The sequence below is a fragment of the Winogradskyella sp. genome (genome assembly GCF_028289625.1).
In the GTDB taxonomy this organism is placed as follows: domain Bacteria; phylum Bacteroidota; class Bacteroidia; order Flavobacteriales; family Flavobacteriaceae; genus Winogradskyella.
Genome location: NZ_JANQOM010000085.1, coordinates 21,518 through 46,178, shown reverse-complemented (window position 1 = coordinate 46,178; position 24,661 = coordinate 21,518). Strand labels below are relative to the sequence as shown.

Here is a 24,661-nt window from a genome sequence, read left to right as displayed (position 1 = left end):
ACATCGGCATCTTCAAAGGCAGATTTGACAAAATCCATCATCGAGGCCTGAAGTTCATAAGCCGGTTTAATGATGCCTGGGGTATCTGAAAACACCACCTGAAAATCATCTCCGTTCACAATTCCAAAAATGCGGTGCCTGGTCGTTTGTGCCTTAGAGGTGATAATGGACAGCTTTTCTCCGACAAAGGCATTCATCAAGGTCGATTTGCCCACATTTGGGTTACCAATAATGTTTACAAAGCCAGATTTATGCGCGCTCATCCTGAAGTTTTGAAAAGTAGGTTTTCGCCGATTGGTTCACTTTCGGTGCCAACCACAGCACCGCAATCATGTTCGGTATGACCATCAGGGCGTAGGCCAAATCGATGAGGTTAATGACCAAATCGACAGAAGCGACCGCCGCAAAGACAATGGTGGCGACAAAATACCAGTTGAAAAACCTACCGATCTTGGCATTGGTCAAAAAAGAAAGGCATTTTACGCCATAGTATGAATACGTGAACAGGGTCGAAAGGGCAAAGGCGGCCACAATGACCATCAACAGTACATCACCTACCCCGAACAATGATTTTTTAAAAGCTATCAGCGTCATGATGATGCCATTGCTCTCTGCTTCTAAATACGCCCCGCTCAGAATAATCACCACAGCGGTCAGTGTGCACACCACAATGGTATCGATAAACGGCCCCAACATGGCCACCAAACCTTCTCTTGTAGGTTCTTTGGTCTTCGATTGGCCATGGTACATGGGCGCGCTGCCCAGACCTGCCTCATTTGAGAACATGGCCCGACGCACCCCAAGTATCACCAAGCCCCAAAAACCACCGGTAACGGCCGTCTTCAAATTGAAGGCCTCTGCAAAAATGAGTTTCAATGATGGCAGTATTTCCGAAGCGTTCATGAACATCACCACGACCACTGCCAAGAAATAGAGCAATACCATGAACGGTACAATGGCGGTAGCTACCTTGGCTATTTTTTTGAGTCCCCCGAAAATGACAAAAGAGGTAATCAAGGCAAGTATGATCCCGATGGTCAATTTCCAATTGAATTCTCCCAATACCATAAGGTTTTCATCAGGCTTGACCACGTTCATAAAAGTCTGTGTGAACTGGTTGGCGGTGAAGACTCCCAAAAAGCCAAACAGACCGGCAACACAAAAGAAAACGGCCAATGGCCTTGCTTTTTTGCCCATACCCTTGGTGATATAGAACATAGGCCCCCCTTGAAGTTTTCCTTCTGAATCTTCCCCTCTGTACATGATGGCCAGACTGCAGGAATAAAATTTGATGGCCATACCCAACAATGCCGTCATCCAAATCCAAAAAATAACCCCGGGACCACCCATGTATATGGCTATTGCCACTCCCGAGATATTCCCCAGACCTACTGTCGCCGCAACTGCTGACGATAACGCCTGCAATGAACTCACATCGCCCTTTGCGTCTTTGTCATCATATTTGCCCGAGGTGATGGCAATGGCATGGCCAAAATATCGGTAGGGCAATAATTTTGAATAAAAAGCAAGAAAAAGCCCTCCACCGATCAACAGAATGAGCATGGCCCATTCGGTGTAGGGCAACATGGAGGAAAGAAAATCATTGAATGCGTCCATGCGGTCGAAGTTAAGCAATTCTCATCTTGCATCGATCAGACCTAAAGTAAGTAGGTCTCATTTTGTGAATCGAAGAAACCGTCGTATATTTGCCGTCCATATCGCGGGGTAGAGCAGTATGCTTCGGCTACGCTCAGCACAAGGTCCGCTCGTCGGGTTCCAGGCTTTGAAAAATTGACGATAAGTTGTTACCGCAGGGCAACGTTAAAATATATCGCGGGGTAGAGCAGTAGGTAGCTCGTCGGGCTCATAACCCGAAGGTCGCTGGTTCGAGTCCAGTCCCCGCTACTAGATTAACCCATTGATAGGCAGGTATTTAAACCTCTTGACAATGGGTTCTTTTTTTGATAAATTACAAACCGTATACGCTACCGTATACAGTCACGGTTTGAAAAAGCGATTCACGGAACCAAAAATCTATCACGGCGGGGAGGATTTTGACCTCTCCAAGCGTTGGTATGTCTATTATTCCTTTGAGCATCCCACCAAAAGGGACGACAAGGGAAACCCGACTCTCAAGCGGCAAACCCCAATTATGCTGAGGGTCAACCAAAGGTACAAGACCAAAAAAGAGCGGTTGTTCCATTTGCAGTTGATCCGCGATGCGCTGCACCAGATGCTGAAGGACGGCTATAGCCCTTACGAACAAGAAAGGGACGAACGGTCCATCAGTTATTCCGCCGAGTCCGCCCTTGACTTTGCGTTCGAACTTAAGAAGGGCTTGTTGAGCGAATCGTCCGTCAGGGACTACAAAAGCCGGTTGAACAGGTTCAAGACCCATTTGGAACAACAAGGGCTGTTGCATCGGGACATCCGGCAAGTTGACAAAAAAGTGGTCAACGACTACCTGAATTCCATACAAAAGGCGTCGAGCGCCCGTAACAGAAACAATGCCAAGATGGTGCTGGGGGCCCTGTTCTCGGTTCTGGTGGACAATGAGATCATTCCCCGAAACTTTGTGCACAGCATAAAGAAACTGAAATCAAGGCCCAAGCGAAACAAAGCCTATTCCCATAAGGTGGTGGACGGCCTTTATGAATTTTTAGAAGCAGAGGACCCACAACTGTTGTTCTTCATTAAAATGGTCTCGTACAATTTTCTACGCCCCATTGAGGTATGCCGCCTTCAGATCAAGGACATCGACCTGTCCCAAAAGGTGCTTCACGTAAGGGCAAAGAACAAGCTGGTCAAGACAAAGATCGTTCCCGACCTTATCCTCCCTGAACTGGAAAGATTGGACTTTTCCAATGCGGAGGATTACCTGGTCACCCCTACGGGCGTAGGCCCTTGGGATGCCACGGAAACGAACCGTCGTGATTATTTCTCGAAACAGTTCAACAAAGCCAAAAAAATGTACAATATGCACTTGAAAGAATTGGGCGAGTCCCTGCAACTGGGGCAAGACCACACCATCTATTCTTTCCGTCATACGTTCATCACCAAGCTGTACCGTCAATTGCGGAAAGAATTTTCCACAACCGAAACCTACGACAAGGTAATGTTGATCACCGGGCACTCCACTTTGGATGCCCTAAAGGCCTACTTGCGTGATATCGATGCTGAACTACCGGACGATTATAGCGGCTACCTGAATTAGATGCTAGGTTCGACTGGGGGATATAAAATCCCCAAGGCGACCATTCTTCTTCGATAGCCCTCTAATAACCTTTCTCTTTCCGTCATGGGTTTTGGCCTATCCAACAGAATCCCTCTTTTACGGGATAGGGCAGCCTCCAATTCTTCCACGGAAAGGCTATCGACCAAGAGGTTCAATATGTTATCACTTCTAAGCCCCATAAAACTGCCCTAGATCGGAACACTTCCAGAGCATTGTTTTCAATTTCCTTTCAAGTTCCTATCAAACCGAAAATTGTACAACAAAAGGTATGACAACATATGTTGCAAAAAACAATTATATCCTTGAAAAACAATAATTAAACCCAAAAAAAAGAATGTTTGACCAAATTAGGTCCCAAAGGAATAAAAATGGGTTCCCCGAATAGCGGAAGAAAAGCCCAAACTGGCCGGACCCTCAAAAGTCCAGGGACAGTTTGGGCTTTGTTTCCAAGATATTTGGAAGAGGCTTATTGACCGGAAAGGTCAATATACCGAATCCATGAAACACCAATATTCATCAAAGCGATTTGGGAAACATCCTTTATTTAAACTATTTAGTTGAAAATGTCTCGACAGATTTGGATTTTCCTTTTTCATCAAACTTAATTTTCAAAAAAATCATTTCTTTAGGGTCGATATCCCATCCATATCATATATTTCCTGTACAGCAAAATACTTTACAGATTCATGCTCTTGACTATTTAACCTGGAAGAGGAACCTATAAGCTCAATTATTTCAGTTTCATCCTTATTTAACAGAATCTCATTTTTAATTAAATCATCAACCATATTCAATCTTGTATCAAGTACAATCCCTTCACCACCAGAACTCTTCCACTCTGCGCTATCAAACTTAGTGTTCTCATTGCATGATATGAATAATAATATCAATGGAAAGAAATATTTCATTCTCTTATTATCTTTTTTTGAACTTTTAAAGTTACTCATTCTAAAATGCCAATGGATTAAAAACAAAATACCCTAGTAAAGGGCTTAAAAAGTTTCACTTTTTATCTGAAAAAGGCGTTGCGTAACGGTTACGGTTGTTGTACTTGGTTGTTTTTTATTCTCGTTAGAATTAAATTGAAAGGCGGCCAAAATGGTTTGCCGAGGACTTTTTGACCATAAATCCTTAGACCAAATTCTTTTTCTGCAATCTCAACTAGGATAAAACCTCCAAACAATAAATTTGGGTTAGATATATCTAATTCTGACACTTTTGATTTTCTAAAAACATCGAAATGAAGTGTAAATGGGGAAATGCTCTTATTTAAATGAATAATCAAATCTTTTGATTTATCAACTTCTTGATGAAGTGTTAATTGCTGTATTTCTTTTGGAGCGCAGACCAAAATCAATTTTGACACTTTGATTTCATCAAAACTAAAACCTACAATTCCGTCGCGTAGTCTGTTACCTTCCTTATCTCTCGAATGTATTAAACCACTCTGGTGAATAGATAAATGGTCTCTGATAAAATTAGTTTCTGCATAATCATTGAAGTTAATTTTACTATAATCTCTTTTTTCTAAAGGAGTTTAGGAACCATTACGTTTTTATTTGCATCATCATAGAAATGAAAATAAAATGAATTATCATCCTTCTTTTTAGCCACCCAAAAATTTAGGAATTTGTAATAGTTCTTTTGATATTCAAAGATTATTCGAGTGTAGATTGATTTCATTTTTATATGCCCAAATCGGTGGCAATGCGTATGAAAAATTTAGATTTGATAGGAGGCATCCATGGACACGCCAGCAAGTCAGAAGCACTTCTAAAAAAAGAGCATAATCTCATTCCGAATATAAATGTTGAAATGCTTTTGTTAATGATAAATATCATAATCTGTCAATCTCTTAAAATTAAGTTATGGAAATAATCTAGATTTTGATACCATTGGCTAGCTGATTTTCCGTCCTTTAAATTTGAGGCAAGCATTTTACCAATCCTGATAGATCTATCCATATTGGATTGCATAAAAAATCCGGATTTACCGGCAATATAAAGTTTGGGGTGTTCCTCTCCGATTATTTTCAAAATTGACTTTATATGGCTTTTCCAATTCTTGTAATACATTGGATATACATCTTTCACATTGATATGAAAATCAAATTCTGATTTTTCGTAAGCTCTATTTCTTAGCAGTCCTGCTTCAATTAGGTCCTTATAGCAAACTTTTATCGCTTCTTCTGTAGACAAGTTCCAGATTCTATCGTTTGGGGAACAGGGTATTTCACATATAATTCCCGTTACTTTTTCATTTGGATTCATAGAATTAGAAAACCTCTTGGGTATCGAAACTCTTCCAATGGAATATTTTGTTTCGGGCAAATAGAAACACTCTCCTTGGACTAAAACATCATTTTCAGTATGAAGAAAAATTAGCTTAAGCCCCCTGAATTGGACAGAGTTTAGTAGCTTTTTGTCATCTTTTTTGAAATTAAGTTTGCTTATAATAGCCTGAAGCGATATTGTAGATATTAGATAATCGTATTCTATTAACTGCTGAATATGATTATTCTTAAAAGCAATGGTATTCTTTGAAATTTCAAAATCCTGAATAGATTTTACAATTTTAACTCTATTCTGCTCAGCAATATTCTCAAGACCATCAGGAAATTTACCTACGCCTCCCTTTAAATAGTAATAATATCTATCTGTGTCTTTAGTAATTAGTGAACGAACAAATTGTTTAATTAGAGTTAAAGGTCCTACCATTGCGGACTGTCTCTTAATAGCGGAGCTAGAAATTAAATTGGGATCAACATTCCAAAGTTTTAAAGCGTACGGTCGGTAAAATATCTCATATGCCCTGAAGCCTACATTTCTTTTAAGTTCTTTTTCATATCCTTGATCTTTATTTTTTGGATTCAGTAAGAATAATTTAGTTAATCGACCCCTTAATAAGGAAATGGTGCAAATAATTGACTCTTTCAGACCTAATCCATACAAAAAGTTAACAGACTTCAAAGGGTACCTAATATAAGCCTTGCGAAAAACTAATTTTCCAATTCGCTTATTTCTAATTAGCAATCCGCCGGATACTTCATCCACATACTTAAGCGTCTCTGGTTCAATTTCATCATGTATTATGTGAGATCCTATATCATATCGAAATCCATTCCTTTCGATTGTTCTTAACAATCCACCTACCTCATTCTCTTTTTCTATTAATAAAACCTCACCAGGACAATCTTTGGCAAGTTCATTTGCTGCTACGAGTCCTGTAACTCCAGCACCTATAATTACATACTTGAATTTTTCCATCTATATTAAATAGAGCTATTTATAAAATAATCATTGATGGAAGTAAATTCAAATTCATTTATTAGTCGTCTAAACTTTTTCATTGAGTTTTTTGTGTTATGATATAAAACAAACTTATACAGTGTTCTAATATTCTGGACTCTAACAAGATTTGGATCTAACTCCCACGGATGAAAATACATCAATATGGGATGATTGTATTTTTTCTTTAACCTTTTTATAAAATATCTAATAATTCTATAAGGCATAAATCTGAAATAAATTCCTCCGCAAAAAGGCAGGTTAAAACCGAAAATCTTAATGGTAGAAGGGGGTAATTCGATTATATTTTGGTTGACGTGAGTAAATCTAGGAGCTTTGGGATTGCCATACATCCACCGATTTATCGGAAAAATGCTAGAGTCATATTTAATATTTTTCTTTGACAAGACATCCCAATACCAGTACATATTGGGCTTATATGACCACATAGGAGCACGATAACAGTCAACATCTTCTCCACTTGCTGTGGTAATATGTTTTATGGAATTTTCAAGATCCGATTGAAATTCAGATCTGGTTAGTTTATACGCCTTGGAATGTTTAAAACTATGTGATCCCAAATGGTGACCATTATTTCTAATACGTCTAACTAGATCTGGGTTACGTTTTGCAATTTCCCCTACAATAAAAAAAGTGGCTTTAGTGTCATTAGCATTTCTAAGTTCTATAAGAATTGCATTTATCTGATTATCGATCATTTGATTTAAATCAATATCAGATTTAAGATTCTTAAATGCCGGTAAGAGCAAAAAATCTTCACAATCAATAGTAAGTATATTTTTTCTTTCTGTTGGCATTTGTTAATTTACTCAAACCGCACCACTAATTTCATGGTTTTTACTAAATGATATCGATTCTAGTTTTAATAAATCTACTTTTTATTTTATCGTTAGTGCTTCTTGTCCTGTTGTTAAAGCAGAAGCTCAGACTTGGGCCTAATCGTAAAAAAGTGTTTCCTTGGATTATATCTATATTTTTTTTATTCCTTTTATTTAAAATTCCTAACGATTTTAAATTTTTCAAAGGTCTGGAATATGAGGATTCATATTTGGCCAACTCAGTTTCAAGATTTTTGATATATAATCAGAGGAATTTAGAATTTACTTTTTCGGCAACAACATGTGGAATAGGCTCACTTTCAGAGTGTGAAATAAGTTCTATTTATCCGAGTAATTTAATAGGACTCCCTTCGGTTTTATACTTAGTTCATAAAATTGTAGGTTATAACCACATAAATGTCTCATTCTTAAACTTATTTTTTGCTTTTATTTCACTAATAGGCATTTATATTTTTTGTTATAAATGTCAAAATAGTCATGAGTTTGCATTAATTTCTTCCTTTGTCTTTATCACCACACCGGTTTTCAATAGTTTTCATTCTTCGGCTTTATTCGAGACTAGTGTAAGTGGTCTAATTATGATCTCCTTAATACTTTTTGTTATGTATTTTGAGGAGAAAGGTAGAAGTAGAACCATACTTCTTTTTTCATCTTTAATTGTCTTATTTGTGTTGTTAATACACTTTAAAAGAGAGGGCATAATCATTATACTTTTTCCCCTAATATATGTTTTTGGTGGACTAATAAGAAATAGAGATAAGGGAGGAATATTAACTCAGGAATTTGGCTATTTTTTAATTTTCTGTGTAGCACTAGGTGTATATTATTTTAATGTCTTTGAGATTGGTTTAGGTTTAGAAATGGAACGAGAATATGCAATGGGAAATCCGTTTCAATTCAAATTCTTCATTCCTCTAGTCTCTATGTTTTTAAAAGGATTTTCCAATTTTGATTGGTTTTTTATTTATGCCCCTTTAGCCTTAATAGGAACATTTTATATTCTTATTGAGTTTAAAAAAAGACCATACTTGTCATATCCATTACTCATTTTAGTGGCTTTAATTTTCATTAACACGCTTCATCACAGAAGCTACTATTTTGTTAGAAATGATGTCGTTACGTCTTTTGAATCTTTAAGACATATTAATTTATTATCTCCTTTTTTTTCAATTCTTGCCGGTTATGGCATCTATAAATCAGTAATCTATTGTAAAACTCGATTTAAGAAAAAACTCGTAACCATAGGTCTTTATTCTCTAGGAATCTTGTTGCTGCCTTTTCTATTTAATTTGTCTTATGAATCAAGACATGATTTGATAAATATTGAAACCCAAACAAGAATTACTCCAATAAAGGAACTGATAAAAATTACCCAGTCAAAAGATGCTATAGTAATTACGGATCAATCAGTTCTTTTACAGAACTACTGTAGTGAAAAGTTGCCAATTATTGATTTTGCCATGATGGGATCCTACCTTGTGACTGCAGATATCAAGAAATTAATAAATCAAAAGGAGGTTTACTTGTTATGGGAAGATTATTTTGAGGAGAGCATTTTTCGTGGGAGGTATAACAGGTCTATTAAAATTTTAGAAGAACTAGATATGATTACTATAAAGAGAGGCAAGGGATATGCTATCAAAAAGTTAGTTAACCACACATTGTAATTAGGTTGTCTTTCCTTGATTTTAAGTCACTTTATACCAATTAAGAGAGGTCCAATATGATATTTATCATTTTTAGTTCTGAACAATTTTTGGTAATTTGATGGTTCATTATATGATCTTCACAAAATGAAAGAGGATTCCAAATTGTCGAAAAAAGTTGCTTCTGTAGTTGCTTCATCATTAACCTTATTAGGAACTGTGGGTTTTGTTTCAGGCCACAATTCAAAAGATCAAGGTGAATCTAAGGAGACCATATCAAACAAACACTCAAAACCACAATTGATTTTGACCACTAGCGCTGATTCTGTCTATTACACCCTGGAGAGTGCACAGGCTAGTCATTCCTCTCATAGTTCGCATTCTTCACATGGGTCCCATGCTTCTCATGCTTCCCATTCTTCTAGTTCAATATAAATGCCTAGCAAAGACTTTTCACTTCAATTCAAACTTGATTCAAGAGTATATTCAAAAAATTCGATTGTAAAATGCCTTTATTGGTATTCTGAAGATTTCGATATTTCAATTAATCTTGAGGATGACCACTACTATAGTATTATTTTAATTTCTAAAAAACCCTTGGATCAAGAGGGAATTGAAAAATTGAAAGGCAAATTGAATCAAGAATTTATTGATTATAACCTAAGAGATATTGTTAGTAATGAGACTAAAACAATACGAGAGTTAATTATTGCTAAGGCCTTTTCTCATGGTGAATATGATGAAGACCCAAAAGGTGACTTCGATGATCCGATAGGCATAAAATTTCCATGAACAAGAAAGTTTTTGACCGGAAAAGAAAAGATTTTCGCCAGTTTAGAGACTATGATTACTATGATCAGTCTAAGGGGAAGTACTTTCTAATGCCCTTTAATTTTCATAGGATAAACAAGAATCGAGAAGTTCTTATAAATGAAATTGGTGATTTTATTTTTGCACCTGTTGGCACATATGAAACCATTGTAAAAAGGGAGTTGTCCAAAGAAAAGCATCCTGAATTATATCAGGATTTAGTATCGAATCACTTTATTTCCGAAGAGATTTATTCTCCGAATATCGATTTGATTGCCACAAGGTTCAGGACTAAAAAACTTTTCCTAGATCGATTTACCTCCCTACATATTTTTGTTATATCTCTTAGGTGTGAACATACCTGTGCCTATTGTCAGGTTTCCAGAGTAACTCAAAATAAGGAGAAATATGACATGAGCTTAGTTTCCATTGATAAGGGAATTGAATTCATGATGAAGTCGCCCAATCCTAACGTCACAATGGAATTTCAGGGAGGAGAAGCCCTATTGGCCTTCGATAATATCAAGTATGCGATAAAAAAAGCTCAGGAATTTGCTCCAATTTACGGGAAGAGTATCAATTATGTTATTTGTACAAACCTAGCACTTATAAACGAAGAAATCCTTGAGTATTGTAAGATAAACCAGGTGCTGATCTCTACCTCTTTGGACGGCCCCAAGTACGTACATGACAAGAACAGAAATAAACCTAATTGCAGCAGTTATGATTTGACTATTAGAGGGATAGAATTGTCCAGGGAGATTTTAGGGCATGATAAAGTTTCAGCTTTGATGACGACAAGTTCTCATTCTCTAAACTATCCAGTAGAAATTGTAAATGAATATTTTGAGCAAGGTTTCTCTGGAATATTTTTAAGAAATATTAGTCCGTATGGATTTGCCTTGAGAACAGAGAAAAACCGATATGAAACAGAAGTGTTCTTGCATTTCTATAAAAAAGCTCTAAATAGAATTATTCAAATCAATAAAGAAGGTCATTTTTTTACTGAGGACTTTAGTAAAATAATACTAACCAAAATTCTTACTCCATTTAATATTCCATATGTAGATTTACAATCCCCAGCTGGATTAATTAATGGGGTTGTAGTGTTTAACTATGACGGGGCTGTATATGCTACAGATGAGAGTCGTATGCTTGCCGAACAAAAAGATTTCTCTTTTAGATTAGGTCATTTATTAGAAAATAAATACGAGGAAATTATTTACGGTCTAAAATCTAGAAGAATTGCTCAGGTTTGGACTAATGAATCATTGGCAGGTTGTTCTGAGTGTGCATTCAGAGTATACTGTGGGGCTGATCCCGTCCATAATTGGGCGACTCAAGGAGATATGTATGGTTATAGGCCTTCTAGTGCTTTTTGCAATAAAAATATGGAGGTTATTCGCTATTTATTGACACTGATGGACAGCGATGATGAGACCAGGGATATTTTGGAAAGTTGGATTAAATAGGCATGAAATTAAGAACCAAAGGTATTCCAGTAAACATTACAGAACCGTTAGTAATTAAAGCTACACGATTCAAGTTTAAATTGACTGATCCTAATTATTGCTTGATATTGGATGAAAACGACCCAATAAACGAAGAGAATGGTTCATATGTACTTCTCACAACTTCTGCTGATTTAAATAAGAATTTCATGGGGAAAGCAGTATTTAGGATAAATGAACTTTCCCATATTTTTGAGGATGACATCTTACTAATAGGACAGACTGGTCAAATAAAAACTTTATATAGAGTTAACTCTAGGCATAATTTTATTTTACTAACGGAGAGATGCAATAGCAATTGTTTAATGTGCTCACAACCTCCAAAAGATAGAAATGACATTGAGTTTCTTCATGATATACACAAGAAATTAATCCCTCTGATCCCTAAAAACTGTTATGAGTTAACGCTCACTGGCGGAGAACCTATGCTTTTAGGCACACTATTTTTTAAGCTGCTCGACCTTATTAAAATAGAATTACCTAATACTGAGGTTCATATACTTACCAATGGAAGATTATTTGCAATAAATAGGTATGCTGAAAAACTTTCTGAAGTAAATAACCCTAGAATAATGTTAGGTATTCCCTTGTACAGTGATTATTATCAGACTCATGATCATATAGTGCAATGTAAGGATGCCTACTACCAGACTATAATGGGAATCCACAATTTAAAGCGATATGGGATAAGAGTTGAAATTAGGGTGGTAATTCACAAGCTCACCGTACCAAGATTATTCAAATTATCAAACTTTATTTATAGAAATTTGCCTTTTGTAGATCAAGTTGTATTTATGGGATTAGAAATAACAGGATTTACTCTTGCAAACCTGTCAGATCTTTGGATTGACCCCTATGATTATATGGAGGAATTGGAGAGATCGGTGAAATTTCTTAATGAAAGAGGGGTTAATGCATGGATATATAATACTCCCCTTTGTCTCCTACCAGAAAGTTTATGGTGTTATAATAAAAATTCAATATCCGATTGGAAGAATATTTTCTTTGAAGAATGCCAGAAGTGTGCAGCTATCGACAAATGTGGGGGATTATTCGCTTCTTCCACAATAAAGCATAGTGAATACATCAAAGCTTTTCAAATAGATCCTACTTAAAGCAAAACCATCACTTAACTTTAGACCAAGTTCAGTCCACTTTTAGTTGAAGATTTACATTAGAGCAAGATTCATTGTAGAACTCAAGTTGAATTCTGATCAAATGTAAAGTTGTCTTGTGGTCTTGCTTTAAAAGGGAGGGTTAAAAGGCCAACGCTGAGCCTTCTCTTTTCTTCAATTACTTCAGCACCTAAGTCAAAATCACTTTTTTTAAAGGCGTAAATTTTATTGTTATAGAACTTACTGAAATCTAATCTCTCTTCTCCATCGGGTATTAATTTCCATTTTCCTGATATTCCTCGGAGAATGTATTGAAATTTAAGGCTCGAACTCTTGTCATTAAATCTGATTTTCAATGACAACGAATTTTATGTTTCTATGTATAATGTTGAACTTATTGGTTACTACCTTCAGATCTACTATACTTTCTACAGATACTATAGGTATTTGGTACTTAAATTTAATAAGATCTCCAACATCTTATCCAACGTTTTTGAGACAATAGGCTCGATACGCCCTATGTCTTCCCCATGCTACTGAGGGACGGGCTCACTCCCCTGCAATTGGAATACCGTAAGAAGAAGGTACTCCAGCAGTACAACATGGGGCTCAAGGAGCTGGCCTTGATGGCGGGCATAGATAAAAGGGTCACCTCCTATGTAGCGCGGCACAGCTACGCCGCCTGTCTCAAGTTCAAAAGGGTCTCAACGGATATCATCTCTGAAGTACTTAGCCATCGGGACATAAAGGTCACCCAGACCTATTTAAAAGAATTTGGCAATGCGGTTTTGGATGAGGACTCGGCATTGTTGCTTGATGCATAAATAGCCACATTTGCCTCAAGCACTGATAAACGAAAAGATCCTCTTCGATTAAATTATTAACTTTAGGTATTCACCTCAAGTGTAGGTCAATGAAAAATGCAGAATCAATTTAAAGACTTTTGGAATATGGAGAGAAAGTTTTCGAAGACTCCTTAAATTTCCACATTTGGATACGCCCTATGGAGTTTCTTTTCACCCTACTTTAAAGTGGGGCTTCCCGCTTATCTTCCCGAACGCAGAAGAAATTCCGAAGGAACCATGCGCATCGGCCATGGTAGGATTTGGGGGCTAAGATATTTCTAAAGGTTTAGAGATAATAATTCTATAATGCTTTTTTCATATTAAACCATTTGATTTTTGTAAATAAATTACTACATTAGCTTTGTAAGAACATATAAGAAATATTTTACAAAACACTAGCTGAAAATGGACAATTGTGTTGCCGCCCTAAAGACACTTTTACGCCGATTCCACTTTCGATACACGAATTCATTTATTGAAGAAAGTATCCTTTCCCACCCCGATTACCCAAGCTTGCTCTGTATTTCCGACACCTTACAGAAATATGGGATTGAGAACCTTCCAGTCAAAGCGGACAGGCAAAAGCTTAAAGAGTTTCCACTTCCATGCTTAATACAACTATCCGTTGGTCGTGGGATGTTCTATGTTCTGATTCGATATTCTAAGGAGGAAACGGTATATCTTGATGATAAAGGGAAGCGGGTGGTAATGACAACAGAACAATTTCTAAAAAAATGGACTGGAGTATGTCTTTTGGCAGAACCAAATGAGAAGTCCAAGGAGCCAGGAATTGAAGAGAGGCTTTCTGAAAGAAAATCTATAACCGCACTAAAATGGTTGGTTACACTTTCATTGGTTGCATTGGGGATTGTAAACATTCTTGACCATGCTCTAATGGTCAATTTGGTCAATGTCCTTATAGGAGGTTATGCCATATTGAAGTTTGTTGGATTGGTCATTGGTGTCATGTTGTTGTGGTACGAAGTGGACAAGTACAACCCAACACTTCAACGCTTCTGTTCTGGGGGCGAAAAAGTTAATTGTGATTCTGTTCTAAACTCGAAATATTCCAAAATATTGAACGGACAACTAAGCCTTGGACTTATAGGATTTGCCTATTTTTTTGGAACGTTATCCTTTTTGCTCTTTACCGGTTTCTCTAAAACTTCGTTGGTGACATTGGCCTATCTAAGTTTTGGTGCGGTTCCATTTATATTGTTGTCGGCCTATTATCAAGGTATAGTTATCAAACAATGGTGCAGGTTCTGTGTCATTGTACAAGGAATTTTGGTGTCCGAAATTCTAGTCGTTTTTTTGGGGAAGCTCTTCAAAGGAACGATAAGCTTTAATGAATTTCCATTGCTGATAACATTATTGTTGCTGCCTGTTCTTGGTTGGAAATTGCTCAAGCCACTTCTGGAAAAAGAAAAAGAAACCAATTTGCACAAAAGAGGACTCAAGAAAATAAAGAACAATCCTGATGTCCTTCATGGCCTCCTGTCAAAAACTCGAAAAATAACTACAAATACAGAAGGTTTAGGCATTTCTTTTGTGAATAAAAATGCAAAGTACAATGTATTAAAGGTGTGTAGTCCTTATTGTGGGCCTTGTGCAGGGGTACATTCCCTGCTGGAGGAATTATACCAAAAAGAAAAGATAAACCTAAAAATAATATTTACGACATCGATTAAAAAGGATGACAAAAAGACGAAACCTGTGAGGCATTTCATGGCGATCGATTCTAAAGGAGATAAAGCCAAAACGCAGAAGGCTTTAGATGACTGGTACCTATCAGAGGAGAAAAATTATGAGACTTTTGCCAATCGATACCCGATTAATGGGGAACTTGAAGCTCAGGATGAAAAGATAGAAGCTATGGGAAAATGGTGCAGTGCCGAAAAAATAACGTATACCCCCACTATATTCATAAACGGCCGTGAACTACCAAGGGAATACAGTGCTGAAGATTTAAAGGAAGTATTGGGGTAATAACAAAAATGGCCCAAGGAAATTCTTGGGCCACAGACGACATTCTTGCGAAAGAATGGTCACAAACCTTGGTGACCTTAAACGTCAAGGCAAATATATTCTTTTAATTTGTTTCATTATGAAAAAACTTAGTTTAAAAAAGTTGAGCCTTTCAACAAATGATTTACTCCAGAGAGAGCAGCTAAAAAGCATCTTTGGGGGTTATGATCTTTGTGCTGGTCAACCATGTCATGAGGGTGATACTACTAAGTGTGGTACACAATGTATTTGTGATTTTGGGAGAGGTTATTGCCGTCTTCACTAGGCGTATAAAACAATGCAATTAGAGATTGCTCTCTACTTGCATTGTTTTTATTTAAGTAAATTTCAGGACCTGAAAAACTAACTACTACATCATATTAACATTCGGTACGTTGGGCCAAACATTACAATACAAAAAGGCCACATGAAGCATTGCAAAAACTTACTCCAATAGGATTTTTGGAGAAATATGGAAAGGGTCGCTTTTCCATATTAAATAATGAACTAATTTCTACAAACTTTCGAAACGAATCTATGTTGTGTTTGTTAATACACTAGGTAATAAATTATAAAAATTATGCTTTCCTTGAGAATATATGCTTCATATTTGATTTAATTTGAAGCACTGATATTAAATTTTGTAGAAATTAAAAAAGTAGAAAGGGAATGATTGAAGAAATTGAGTTTATCAACAAACAGTGGTTTTGGTTGCTTTTAGCACTTCCATTAGCAATACTATGGTATATTTTTAAGCATAATCAACAAACAGCTGAACTTAAAATTTCTAGTTTAAAAGGATTTAAAGGCACTAATTCTTGGCTGCCAAAATTTAGACATGTCTTATTTGTTTTAAGGTTACTTGCCCTAACCCTGATAATAACTGCTTTAGCAAGACCTCAAACTGTTGATGTATCAACCAAAACAAAAACTACACGTGGTATTGACATTGCTATGGCCATTGATGTATCTACTAGTATGTTAGCAAAAGATTTATCACCTGATAGACTAGAAGCCTTAAAAAAGGTAGCGGCAGATTTTATTAAAAGAAGACCAAATGATAGGATAGGGTTGGTAGTGTATGCTGGGGAGAGTTATACCAAAACACCAATAACAAGTGATAAGGCTATAGTTTTGGAGTCATTACAGAGTGTTAGAAATGATAATCTTATAGATGATGGTACTGCTATTGGTTTGGGATTAGCAACAGCAGTGAATCGTTTAAAAGATAGTAAAGCTAAAAGTAAAATCATTATTTTATTAACTGATGGGGTAAACAATGCAGGTTTCGTAACCCCTCTTACTGCTAGTAAACTTGCTGCCGAATATGATATTAAAATATACACCATTGGTTTAGGTACTAATGGCATGGCATTATCTCCTGTTTCCCCCTTACCAAATGGAGGCTTTGAATATAGACATATTCAGGTTGAGATAGATGAAAAACTATTAGAAGAAGTAGCCGAAGCTACTGGAGGCACTTATTTTAGAGCTACGGATAATAAAAAATTAGAAGAAATCTATGAAGAAATTAATAAGTTAGAGAAAACAGAAATAGAAGAGTTTAAGTACTACAATTATAAAGAAAAATACAGGCCATTGGTATTACTTGCGGTAATGTTATTGCTTTTAGAATTCATATTAAAAGTCACCATTTTCCGGAGTTTTATATAGTATTGTCTATTCTATTACTTGTATCCTTTTCATAGAAATAATAAGATTATAACTTATAGGGTATATGGCTTATGGGAAAACTATATGTACATGAATTGTGCCATTTCTTACGCTAAACAAAATCAACAAACAACCTCAAGTAAAAAGTATTCAAAAAATTAATTGATTCTATATGGACCCAAGAAATTTCTTATTGGATAAGATGCCGAAGTACTCCATATGTGCTGAAATTGGATCATGGTTAGGGGATTTTAGTAGAAGAATAATGGATAGAACGGCACCAAAAAAACTTTACCTTATTGACCCATACCTCTATATATCTGAATATCAAAAGGCTTGGTATGGTGGTATGATAGGTAGTCAAAAGAAAATGGATGAGGTTTATAATTATATAGTTGACAAATTCAAAAAGGAAATAAACAATAAGCAATTAGAAATCAAGCGAAATTTCTCAAGCGAGGCTCTTTCCACTTTTCCAAACGATAGTTTGGACTGGGTATACATTGACGGAAATCACACTTACGACTATGTTAAGAAGGATCTAAATATTTCATGGAATAAAGTAAAAATAGGGGGGTTTATCACCGGTGATGACTACAATGTTGTGGGTTGGTGGGATAACGGAGTTACAATAGCTGTGGATGAATTCATAAAACTGAACGAAGATTTTATTGGCAAAACTTACATCAAAGGGACACAATTTATTATTGAAAAAATAAGGTGACCTATTCATAACAAAATAAAAATATTATTCACTATCCTTCCAGTGACATGGACGAAAAAGACTAATTATTGATGGAGCGACGACCCTTTTAGTGTAAACCCAGTGAAGGCTTCAAATGACCTCTCTGAAATAGCCGGTCCTTAAAAAATTGAAATCATGTGTTCTAACATTCAAGTGAATAAATATGAAAAAGTGAATAATGGTGAAATTCATCATCGTGCTATTTATGAAATTTTGAGAAGGTTAAACAGTGTAACTCTTTTTAACTTTGTTGGACTTCGCAGAAGTGGGAATCATGCGATTATAAAATGGATCCTACATCATTACCCCGGGTTTTCTGTCCATTATAATGACATCAATAATTCCGAAACCCCCTTAGATGTTTACTATATTATTTATAGATGGAAACTAGGACTCCCAGCTATTGCTTGTACTTATGAAGATATGCAGATAAATGATTTTTTAAGCAGAAAGAACATTTTTAAGAAGACTTTCAACCACTTTAATATACTAATCATTAGGGATCCTTTCAATCTTTTTGCAAGTAGATACGCTTGGAAAACAGAGGAAGGTCATAAATTTAGAACTTCAATAGATTATCGCATAAAAGTCATTGCTCTTTGGAAGGATCATGCCAAAAGCTTCCTAGGATGGTCTAACAATTCAACCAATTGCATAACTATCAATTATAATCGATGGTGCTTGGATTTGGACTATCAAAAAAAAAAATTAAAATCATTGAAAATTCCTGCAAAAAAAATAAATCAACTTTACCAAATTCCTAATTTTGGTTATGGCAGCTCCTTTACCGGAATCAAGCCTATTCGCAATAAGAAACAGTTTACACAGAGATTTCTATCACTCAAGGAGAACCCAAATTTTATGGATATATTTCATGATAAGGAAATTTTTGAGTTGTCAAAACCAATCTTCGGAGACTTAAATGATATTATAAGTAATTAGTGTAAATCTTATATGTTCACCTCTATTATCACTTAAATTTATTTTAAAACTGTTAATATAACATCAGTTCAGGATAAGAGAGGTCCTTTTTAGCTTTAGAAAAGATAGTTTAAAAGAAATTATAGGTCTTTTTGGAAAAATAAATCAAGTCAATTGAGAAATCATTTCACCTTCTATAAACAACCCGATTCCAAGGATTGTGGCCCCACTTGCCTGCGAATCATTGCCAAACATTACGGTAAACTGATTTCATTGCAAGAGATCCGTGAGCTTTCAGAGACTACCCGCGCAGGCAGTAATTTATTGAAGTTGAGTGATGCAGCAGAGGCCATCGGTTTTAAGTCAATCGGTGTCAAATTAAATTTTGAAAAACTCAAGGAAGCCCCCTTGCCCTGCATCGTGCATTGGAACAACAACCATTTTGTGGTGGTCTATAAAATCAAGAACGACACCGTATTTATCTCTGACCCCTCTTATGGCCTGATTACCTATTCAAAAGAAGAGTTCATACCCCGATGGATCGGCAACAATGCCACCGAAAAAACCAAGGAAGGAATAGTGTTGTTGTTAGAGGTAACACCCAAATTCAAAACCTTGGAATGGGAAGATACCGACAAGAAATCACTGCGGTTTTTGTTTCAATATTTGTTCAAATACAAGGGGCTGTTGCTCCAATTGTGCATCGGGCTTTTGGTGGGGAGTTTGCTTCAGCTCATTTTCCCTTTTTTAACACAAAGCATTGTTGATGTAGGCATACAAAACCAAGACATCAATTTTATTTATGTGGTGCTTTTGGCCCAAGTGATGCTCTTTTTGGGTCGAGCAAGCGTTGATGTGTTCAGAAGTTGGATTTTATTGCATCTTAGCACTCGGGTAAATATTTCCTTGGTTTCTGATTTTTTTATCAAGTTAATGAACCTGCCCATCGCCTATTTTGATACGAGAATGACAGGTGATATCATGCAACGTATCCAAGACCATTCGCGAATTGAGAGTCTGCTTACCGGATCGACGTTGAATACCTTGTTCTCTTTTTTCAACCTTGTGGTTTTTGGGGCGGTTTTGATGTATTACAACCTCATGATATTTGGCATCTTCGCGATTGGCAGCCTGCTGTATGTGATATGGGTCGTTTATTTTCTCAAAAGAAGGAAGGAACTGGATTATAAGCGGTTTTCACAGTTAAGTCAAGAACAAAGCACCGTAATAGAGCTAATCAACGGAATGCAGGAAATAAAGATGCACAATGCCGAGAAGCAGAAACGATGGAAATGGGAATATGTGCAGGCAAGATTGTTCAAGGTTTCAATGCAAAGTCTGGCATTGGAACAGACCCAAGGGGTAGGGTCTTTGGTAATCAATGAGCTTAAAAACATCGTCATTACTTTTACCTCGGCCGTATTGGTCATTCAAGGCTCTATAACCTTGGGCATGATGCTTTCCATCCAGTATATCATAGGCCAACTCAACGGGCCCATCGGCCAGATGGTGAATTTTATACGCTCCTATCAAGATGCCAAGATAAGTTTGGAACGTTTGGGAGAAATCCATGAAAAAGAAGACGAGGAAAAAAAGGACAAGTCTTTACTATCACATATTAAACCCGATTGTGATTTGACATTAAAAGACATTTCCTTTCGCTATGTGGGCAGCGATGAGAATGTTATCAAAAACCTCAGCATGACAATACCTGCTAAAAAAATAACAGCTATTGTTGGGGCAAGCGGTAGTGGCAAGACCACTTTGATGAAGTTGTTACTCAAGTTTTATACCCCACAAAAAGGCACGATTTTGTATGGAGAAAATTACCTTGAAAACATTTCTCACAAGACATGGCGTGACCACAGTGGTGTGGTGATGCAGGAAGGGTATTTGTTCAATGACACCATTGCCTATAATATTGCGGTGGGGCAAGACACCGTCGATCAAGAAAGACTGATAAAAGCGACCAAGATTGCAAACATCCATGACCATATCCAATCATTGCCCTTGGGGTTCAATACCAAGATTGGGAATGAAGGAGCAGGAATGAGCACTGGGCAGAAACAGCGAATATTCATAGCAAGGGCCATCTATAAGAATCCCGAGATGTTGTTTTTTGACGAGGCCACCTCCGCCCTAGATTCAAAAAACGAACGCATCATCATGGAAAATCTGAGCAAGTTTTTTGAAAGCAAGACCGTATTGATCATTGCCCACAGATTGAGCACTGTAAAAAATGCCGACCAAATAGTGGTGATGGATGAAGGAGAGGTCAAAGAGGTTGGCACCCATCAAGAATTGCTGTACAGAGAAGGAATCTATTATAATTTGGTAAAAAATCAGTTGGAGCTCGAAAGGCTGAGCGGTTAAGGACAAGATGGAATTGGAAAAAAAACAAATAATAAATTTAAAGCTACGGTCTGAGGAAGTACAGGAAATATTGACCAACCCTCCCTCTTGGATTGTGCGTTGGGGCATAACCCTGATTTTTGCTTTCACTTGTTTGATCTTGATATTGGCAAACATTATACGCTACCCCGATTTTGTTACGGCCAAGATTGCGGTCACTTCCGAAAAACCCGCGGAACAAATAGTTGCGCGCACCTCAGGTGCCTTGGATAAAATCTATGCGAACAATGGAGACACAATCCACCAAGACCAAATTTTGGCAATAATTCGCAATACTGCCAATAATGAGGATGTATATAAACTGAAAGCATTGGTGGACACTTTGAGAGTGGCAAACACATTTTATTTCTTTCCCATAGATTATACCAATAAGCTAATACTTGGTGACGTTGAACCTGCATACCTCACATTCACAGCACACTTCACAGATTTTAAACTGCTAAGGGAACTGAAGCCCCATCTTGGAGCACTATCGAACAATAGACAGTCCCTTTCTGAGGTTAAGACACGACTGAACAGCCAACTTCAACAAAAAGAAATTTTAGTACAAGAACTCGAATTGGAACAAAACGATTATGAAAGGCACCAGAGCCTTTTCGAAAAGGGGGTTATCTCCCAACAGGAGTTTGAGGCCAAAAAGAGGGCATTGCTTCAGATGGAAAAAGACATCAACGCCATGACCATTTCCATTTCACAGCTTAGAGAAACGATGGGTTCAGCCACCCAAAACCTGAGAAGCACCTTTATCAACAAAGAAGAAGACTATGCCCAATCAGCATCCAATCTTTCACAATCTTTGATTGCGCTAAGAAAGGCCATCATGGATTGGGAACACAATTATGTTCTCAAAGCTTCGATAGACGGCAAAATCGGCTTTCAAAAATTTTGGGGTGAAAATCAGTACATAAGTACGGGGGAGACGGTGTTTTCAATCCTACCCCTCGATACCTCAAAATTAGTGGGCAAACTTGTGGTGCCATCCCAAAATGCAGGTAAGATAAGTATTGGACAAAAAGTGCTTGTAAAGCTCGATAATTTTCCATATCAGCAATACGGCATGTTGGTGGGGAAGGTTGAAAATATCTCTGTATCACCTGATAGTAATGGCAATTACTTTGTCTATATCTCGTTACCCGACGGTACCAAAACATCATATAATCAAACACTGCCTTTTGACCAAGAGTTGTTGGGCAATGCCGAGATCATTACGGAAGATCTAAGTATAGCCGAAAGAATATTCTACAAATTCAAGGATATTTTTAAATATTGATGAAAAAAGAAGCCGATTCATATTCGATTGCATTGATTTACCTATACTACGGGTCATGGTCTTGGTATTTTGATTTTTTTATCAAGTCTTGTTCCCATAATACAGAGATTACCTTTATTATTATTTCAGACATAGACCCGCCAGAAGAATATCCAAAAAACATAAAATTCATCTCCAGATCGCTTATAGAGGTCGAACAACTTGCCACTTCTAAACTTGGTTTTAAGGTGAGTTTGAGTCGGGCCTACAAATTATGCGACTTTAAACCTGCCTACGGTTATATTTTTGAGGATTTGCTCTCGGATTTTCAGTTTTGGGGCCATGGGGACATCGATTTGGTTTTCGGGCGCATTGCGAGTTTTATCGATGCCAAAGTGCTTTCAAAATATGACACAATTAGTGTAAGACATGATTATCCTTCAGGTTTTTTTATGTTATACCGGAATGTTCCCCAGGTGAATAAACTTTTTATGAAAAGTAGGGATTACAAGTTTGTATTCGCCTCTGACACTCATTATTGTTTTGATGAGTGTAATTTTCAACACGGCTTCCTGTTCGGAGGAATGAATATTTTCGATACAGATTCGTCAATAGAGAGCATGATGCATGTCATCAAAAAAGAAGAGAAAGAGGGCGCGATTCGACCCTATTTTGATTTTTGCGTTTGCGAGGGAATCCCTGGAAACTTAAAATGGGATAAGGGAATACTTTCTTTGAACAATGAATATGAAGTGTTGCTATATCATTTCATACAGTTAAAAGAAAACGACTATTTCTACAAGCCTTCTTGGATAAGAATACCAGACACTTTTTATATTGAGAAAAATGGCTTCTTTAAGTATCCTAAAAACTCCCTAATCGGCTTTACCTCTCGTTTTTGGGTCAATTCCAAGGTAACATCAAGGAAAATCTGGAGGAATCTATTATTAAAAATCAATAAAGTAATCATTGGCATTCACACACTCTTTTCAAGGCAGCCCAATAAATATCTGGGTACTTATGCCTGTCGGAACAAGATTTTGAAAATCGCAAAAGTGAAGAACAAATTCTATATGAGCCTGAGTTATCCGAAAATTTCAATGATAAAATTAGATCCTGTCTTTTACAACCCATCGCTTTTGGTCGGCTACGATATTGGATTGCTTCTTCAAAAAAAGCAAGATGAAATCATTGCCACAAGGACAGATGGCCAAAGGGAAGTATTTCATAGGCTCGGCCCATCAGAATAACTTTTCTCACTATAGTGAATAAAAAACTGAAAATTTCTTTTTGTACGGTTTGCATGAACAGGTTGCACCATATACGCGAGACCTTGCCCAAGAACATTACTGATAATATTTCGTACAAAAATTTAGAGTTTGTTGTACTCAATTATAATTCAAAAGACGGATTGGATGAGTGGATCAATGCTGAAATGTCAGGATACATACAGCAAGGAATCTTAAAATATTTTACGACGAAAGAGCCAAATTCCTTTCTAAGAAGCCATTCGAAAAACGTTGCTGCAAAACAAGCCACTGGTGATATCATTTGCAATGTCGACGCTGATAATTTTATCGGAAACGGTTTCGCTCAATACGTAAACAATGTTTTTTGTAACAATCAAAATTGCTACGCGGCAGTTGACAGAAAAAAGACCAGTGCTGATTTTTATGGGCGCATTTGCCTCAGGAAAGAGGATTTTTGGAAAATCAATGGCTATGACGAAAGCATGGTCGGGTATGGGTTTGAGGACTATGATTTATGGAACAGGCTCGAAATGATAGGCAGAAAGGCTTTTTACATTGATGATCCAAAATATCTAAAATCGGTGGAACATGGTGACGACGAACGAATAGAAAACGAATCCAACACAAAAGACATCTTCAAAATCTACATCCACTATCTCAACCATGCAGTCTCGGAGCTTCTGTATCTGTTCAAAAACAAAAAATTCTATCTAGGCAAAGTGGTGATCAACAAGCTCTACAACTCAGAATCAATCGACAATTTGTTCCAGAACAAAAATTTTGAACACTACAACAGTTTGTTGAATAACTCATGGCTTCAAGGCGAATGGAAAAAAACTCCTGATAAAATTATTCTGGAAGACGAAAGTGGCTGCACCATTGAATTAGTCTTGACAGACAAAAAGAGCCTCATCAAAAAAACCAAACACAGAACAATCACTGAATATTTTGAAATCGAAAAGAAATCACAATTGTCAGAACTGATCATGTTCTTTTCCCAAATCAACAATCGTATCATAATGGAAAAAAACAAGAAACATAAAATTATCAAGGTTAACGGTGATAGCTTTGGTAATGCTTCTTTAATCTAAATT

The 24,661-nt window shown here is 36.8% G+C and carries 22 protein-coding genes, 1 tRNA gene and 1 pseudogene; 17 read left to right on the top strand and 7 right to left on the bottom strand.

Annotated elements, in window-relative coordinates; translation table 11 throughout:
- Both Q0992_RS16055 and Q0992_RS16050 read right to left on the bottom strand, forming a co-directional pair.
- On the bottom strand, positions 1 to 263 hold a 263-nt coding region (locus Q0992_RS16055), incomplete at its 3' end, for a GTPase (protein WP_299526792.1).
- Positions 250 to 1,617 carry a sodium:alanine symporter family protein gene (locus Q0992_RS16050; RefSeq protein WP_299526790.1) on the bottom strand — a complete coding sequence of 456 codons (1,368 nt, stop codon included), beginning with the start codon at positions 1,615 to 1,617 and terminating at the stop codon, positions 250 to 252. The genes Q0992_RS16055 and Q0992_RS16050, both read right to left, overlap by 14 nt.
- 215 nt (positions 1,618 to 1,832) lie before the next feature.
- Between Q0992_RS16050 and Q0992_RS16045 the strand changes: the two genes are divergently transcribed.
- Positions 1,833 to 1,905, top strand: a tRNA-Met gene (locus Q0992_RS16045).
- A gap of 43 nt (positions 1,906 to 1,948) precedes the next feature.
- A complete protein-coding gene (locus Q0992_RS16040; protein ID WP_299526788.1) occupies positions 1,949 to 3,214 on the top strand; it encodes a site-specific integrase in 1,266 nt (421 codons plus the stop codon).
- 638 nt (positions 3,215 to 3,852) lie between these two features.
- Here Q0992_RS16040 and Q0992_RS16035 read toward each other — a convergent pair.
- The 4 genes from Q0992_RS16035 to Q0992_RS16020 form a co-directional block, all read right to left on the bottom strand.
- Positions 3,853 to 4,125, bottom strand: coding sequence for a hypothetical protein (locus Q0992_RS16035; RefSeq protein WP_299526786.1), 273 nt, complete (start codon positions 4,123 to 4,125; stop codon positions 3,853 to 3,855).
- A 146-nt stretch (positions 4,126 to 4,271) separates the two neighbouring features.
- Complete coding sequence (locus tag Q0992_RS16030; protein ID WP_299526784.1) at positions 4,272 to 4,601, bottom strand: hypothetical protein; 330 nt, start codon at positions 4,599 to 4,601, stop codon at positions 4,272 to 4,274.
- 481 nt (positions 4,602 to 5,082) lie between these two features.
- Positions 5,083 to 6,501 carry an NAD(P)-binding protein gene (locus tag Q0992_RS16025; protein WP_299526782.1) on the bottom strand — a complete coding sequence of 473 codons (1,419 nt, stop codon included), beginning with the start codon at positions 6,499 to 6,501 and terminating at the stop codon, positions 5,083 to 5,085.
- Between the two features lie 5 nt (positions 6,502 to 6,506).
- On the bottom strand, positions 6,507 to 7,340 hold the full coding sequence (locus Q0992_RS16020; protein ID WP_299526780.1) for a polysaccharide deacetylase family protein: 834 nt from the start codon (positions 7,338 to 7,340) through the stop codon (positions 6,507 to 6,509).
- Positions 7,341 to 7,960: 620 nt separating this feature from the next.
- Between Q0992_RS16020 and Q0992_RS16015 the strand changes: the two genes are divergently transcribed.
- From Q0992_RS16015 to hxsC, 4 genes are all read left to right on the top strand, one after another.
- A complete protein-coding gene (locus tag Q0992_RS16015) occupies positions 7,961 to 9,049 on the top strand; it encodes a hypothetical protein (protein ID WP_299526778.1) in 1,089 nt (362 codons plus the stop codon).
- A 414-nt stretch (positions 9,050 to 9,463) separates the two neighbouring features.
- Positions 9,464 to 9,820: a His-Xaa-Ser system protein HxsD gene (gene hxsD / locus Q0992_RS16010; RefSeq protein WP_299526776.1), complete on the top strand. Its 357-nt coding sequence runs from the start codon at positions 9,464 to 9,466 to the stop codon at positions 9,818 to 9,820.
- Positions 9,817 to 11,310, top strand: a complete 1,494-nt coding sequence (gene hxsB / locus Q0992_RS16005; protein ID WP_299526774.1) for a His-Xaa-Ser system radical SAM maturase HxsB — start codon at positions 9,817 to 9,819, stop codon at positions 11,308 to 11,310. The genes hxsD and hxsB overlap by 4 nt, the downstream gene beginning before the upstream one ends.
- A gap of 2 nt (positions 11,311 to 11,312) precedes the next feature.
- Positions 11,313 to 12,464, top strand: coding sequence for a His-Xaa-Ser system radical SAM maturase HxsC (gene hxsC, locus Q0992_RS16000; RefSeq protein ID WP_299526772.1), 1,152 nt, complete (start codon positions 11,313 to 11,315; stop codon positions 12,462 to 12,464).
- A gap of 83 nt (positions 12,465 to 12,547) precedes the next feature.
- Here the strand turns inward: hxsC and Q0992_RS15995 are convergent, their stop codons facing one another.
- Positions 12,548 to 12,820 carry a hypothetical protein gene (locus tag Q0992_RS15995; protein ID WP_299526770.1) on the bottom strand — a complete coding sequence of 91 codons (273 nt, stop codon included), beginning with the start codon at positions 12,818 to 12,820 and terminating at the stop codon, positions 12,548 to 12,550.
- Between the two features lie 207 nt (positions 12,821 to 13,027).
- Between Q0992_RS15995 and Q0992_RS15990 the strand changes: the two genes are divergently transcribed.
- From Q0992_RS15990 to Q0992_RS15945, 11 genes and pseudogenes are all read left to right on the top strand, one after another.
- Positions 13,028 to 13,288, top strand: coding sequence for a tyrosine-type recombinase/integrase (locus tag Q0992_RS15990; protein WP_299526768.1), 261 nt, complete (start codon positions 13,028 to 13,030; stop codon positions 13,286 to 13,288).
- Between the two features lie 426 nt (positions 13,289 to 13,714).
- Entirely contained in the window at positions 13,715 to 15,298 is a 1,584-nt protein-coding gene (locus tag Q0992_RS15985; protein ID WP_299526766.1) for a vitamin K epoxide reductase family protein, read from the top strand.
- A gap of 118 nt (positions 15,299 to 15,416) precedes the next feature.
- Positions 15,417 to 15,602 carry a hypothetical protein gene (locus tag Q0992_RS15980; protein WP_299526764.1) on the top strand — a complete coding sequence of 62 codons (186 nt, stop codon included), beginning with the start codon at positions 15,417 to 15,419 and terminating at the stop codon, positions 15,600 to 15,602.
- A 110-nt stretch (positions 15,603 to 15,712) separates the two neighbouring features.
- Positions 15,713 to 15,877: pseudogene (locus tag Q0992_RS16900) on the top strand (integrase core domain-containing protein); the annotation flags it as partial.
- Positions 15,878 to 15,985: 108 nt separating this feature from the next.
- Positions 15,986 to 16,990, top strand: coding sequence for a VWA domain-containing protein (locus Q0992_RS15975; protein WP_299526762.1), 1,005 nt, complete (start codon positions 15,986 to 15,988; stop codon positions 16,988 to 16,990).
- Positions 16,991 to 17,162: 172 nt separating this feature from the next.
- Positions 17,163 to 17,714: a class I SAM-dependent methyltransferase gene (locus Q0992_RS15970; protein WP_299526761.1), complete on the top strand. Its 552-nt coding sequence runs from the start codon at positions 17,163 to 17,165 to the stop codon at positions 17,712 to 17,714.
- A gap of 156 nt (positions 17,715 to 17,870) precedes the next feature.
- Complete coding sequence (locus tag Q0992_RS15965) at positions 17,871 to 18,677, top strand: hypothetical protein (protein WP_299526759.1); 807 nt, start codon at positions 17,871 to 17,873, stop codon at positions 18,675 to 18,677.
- 153 nt (positions 18,678 to 18,830) lie between these two features.
- A complete protein-coding gene (locus Q0992_RS15960; RefSeq protein ID WP_299526757.1) occupies positions 18,831 to 21,029 on the top strand; it encodes a peptidase domain-containing ABC transporter in 2,199 nt (732 codons plus the stop codon).
- 145 nt (positions 21,030 to 21,174) lie between these two features.
- The gene (locus Q0992_RS15955) at positions 21,175 to 22,338 is read left to right on the top strand and encodes an HlyD family efflux transporter periplasmic adaptor subunit (protein ID WP_299526755.1); all 1,164 of its coding nucleotides are present in this window, start codon (positions 21,175 to 21,177) and stop codon (positions 22,336 to 22,338) included.
- Positions 22,338 to 23,567 carry a DUF6625 family protein gene (locus tag Q0992_RS15950; RefSeq protein ID WP_299526753.1) on the top strand — a complete coding sequence of 410 codons (1,230 nt, stop codon included), beginning with the start codon at positions 22,338 to 22,340 and terminating at the stop codon, positions 23,565 to 23,567. The genes Q0992_RS15955 and Q0992_RS15950 overlap by 1 nt, the downstream gene beginning before the upstream one ends.
- A gap of 14 nt (positions 23,568 to 23,581) precedes the next feature.
- Positions 23,582 to 24,658, top strand: coding sequence for a glycosyltransferase family 2 protein (locus Q0992_RS15945; RefSeq protein ID WP_299526751.1), 1,077 nt, complete (start codon positions 23,582 to 23,584; stop codon positions 24,656 to 24,658).
- The last annotated feature ends 3 nt before the right edge of the window (positions 24,659 to 24,661 follow it).

Excerpts from the sequence above, each read along its gene's own strand:
- Q0992_RS16050 (WP_299526790.1), bottom strand. The coding sequence starts at position 1,617 with ATGGACGCATTCAATGATTTTCTTTCCTCCATGTTGCCCTACACCGAA.
- Q0992_RS16040 (WP_299526788.1), top strand. The coding sequence starts at position 1,949 with ATGGGTTCTTTTTTTGATAAATTACAAACCGTATACGCTACCGTATAC.
- Q0992_RS16025 (WP_299526782.1), bottom strand. The coding sequence starts at position 6,501 with ATGGAAAAATTCAAGTATGTAATTATAGGTGCTGGAGTTACAGGACTC.
- Q0992_RS16020 (WP_299526780.1), bottom strand. The coding sequence starts at position 7,340 with ATGCCAACAGAAAGAAAAAATATACTTACTATTGATTGTGAAGATTTT.
- Q0992_RS16015 (WP_299526778.1), top strand. The coding sequence starts at position 7,961 with ATGATCTCCTTAATACTTTTTGTTATGTATTTTGAGGAGAAAGGTAGA.
- hxsD (WP_299526776.1), top strand. The coding sequence starts at position 9,464 with ATGCCTAGCAAAGACTTTTCACTTCAATTCAAACTTGATTCAAGAGTA.
- hxsB (WP_299526774.1), top strand. The coding sequence starts at position 9,817 with ATGAACAAGAAAGTTTTTGACCGGAAAAGAAAAGATTTTCGCCAGTTT.
- hxsC (WP_299526772.1), top strand. The coding sequence starts at position 11,313 with ATGAAATTAAGAACCAAAGGTATTCCAGTAAACATTACAGAACCGTTA.
- Q0992_RS15985 (WP_299526766.1), top strand. The coding sequence starts at position 13,715 with ATGGACAATTGTGTTGCCGCCCTAAAGACACTTTTACGCCGATTCCAC.
- Q0992_RS15980 (WP_299526764.1), top strand. The coding sequence starts at position 15,417 with ATGAAAAAACTTAGTTTAAAAAAGTTGAGCCTTTCAACAAATGATTTA.
- Q0992_RS15975 (WP_299526762.1), top strand. The coding sequence starts at position 15,986 with ATGATTGAAGAAATTGAGTTTATCAACAAACAGTGGTTTTGGTTGCTT.
- Q0992_RS15970 (WP_299526761.1), top strand. The coding sequence starts at position 17,163 with ATGGACCCAAGAAATTTCTTATTGGATAAGATGCCGAAGTACTCCATA.
- Q0992_RS15965 (WP_299526759.1), top strand. The coding sequence starts at position 17,871 with ATGTGTTCTAACATTCAAGTGAATAAATATGAAAAAGTGAATAATGGT.
- Q0992_RS15950 (WP_299526753.1), top strand. The coding sequence starts at position 22,338 with ATGAAAAAAGAAGCCGATTCATATTCGATTGCATTGATTTACCTATAC.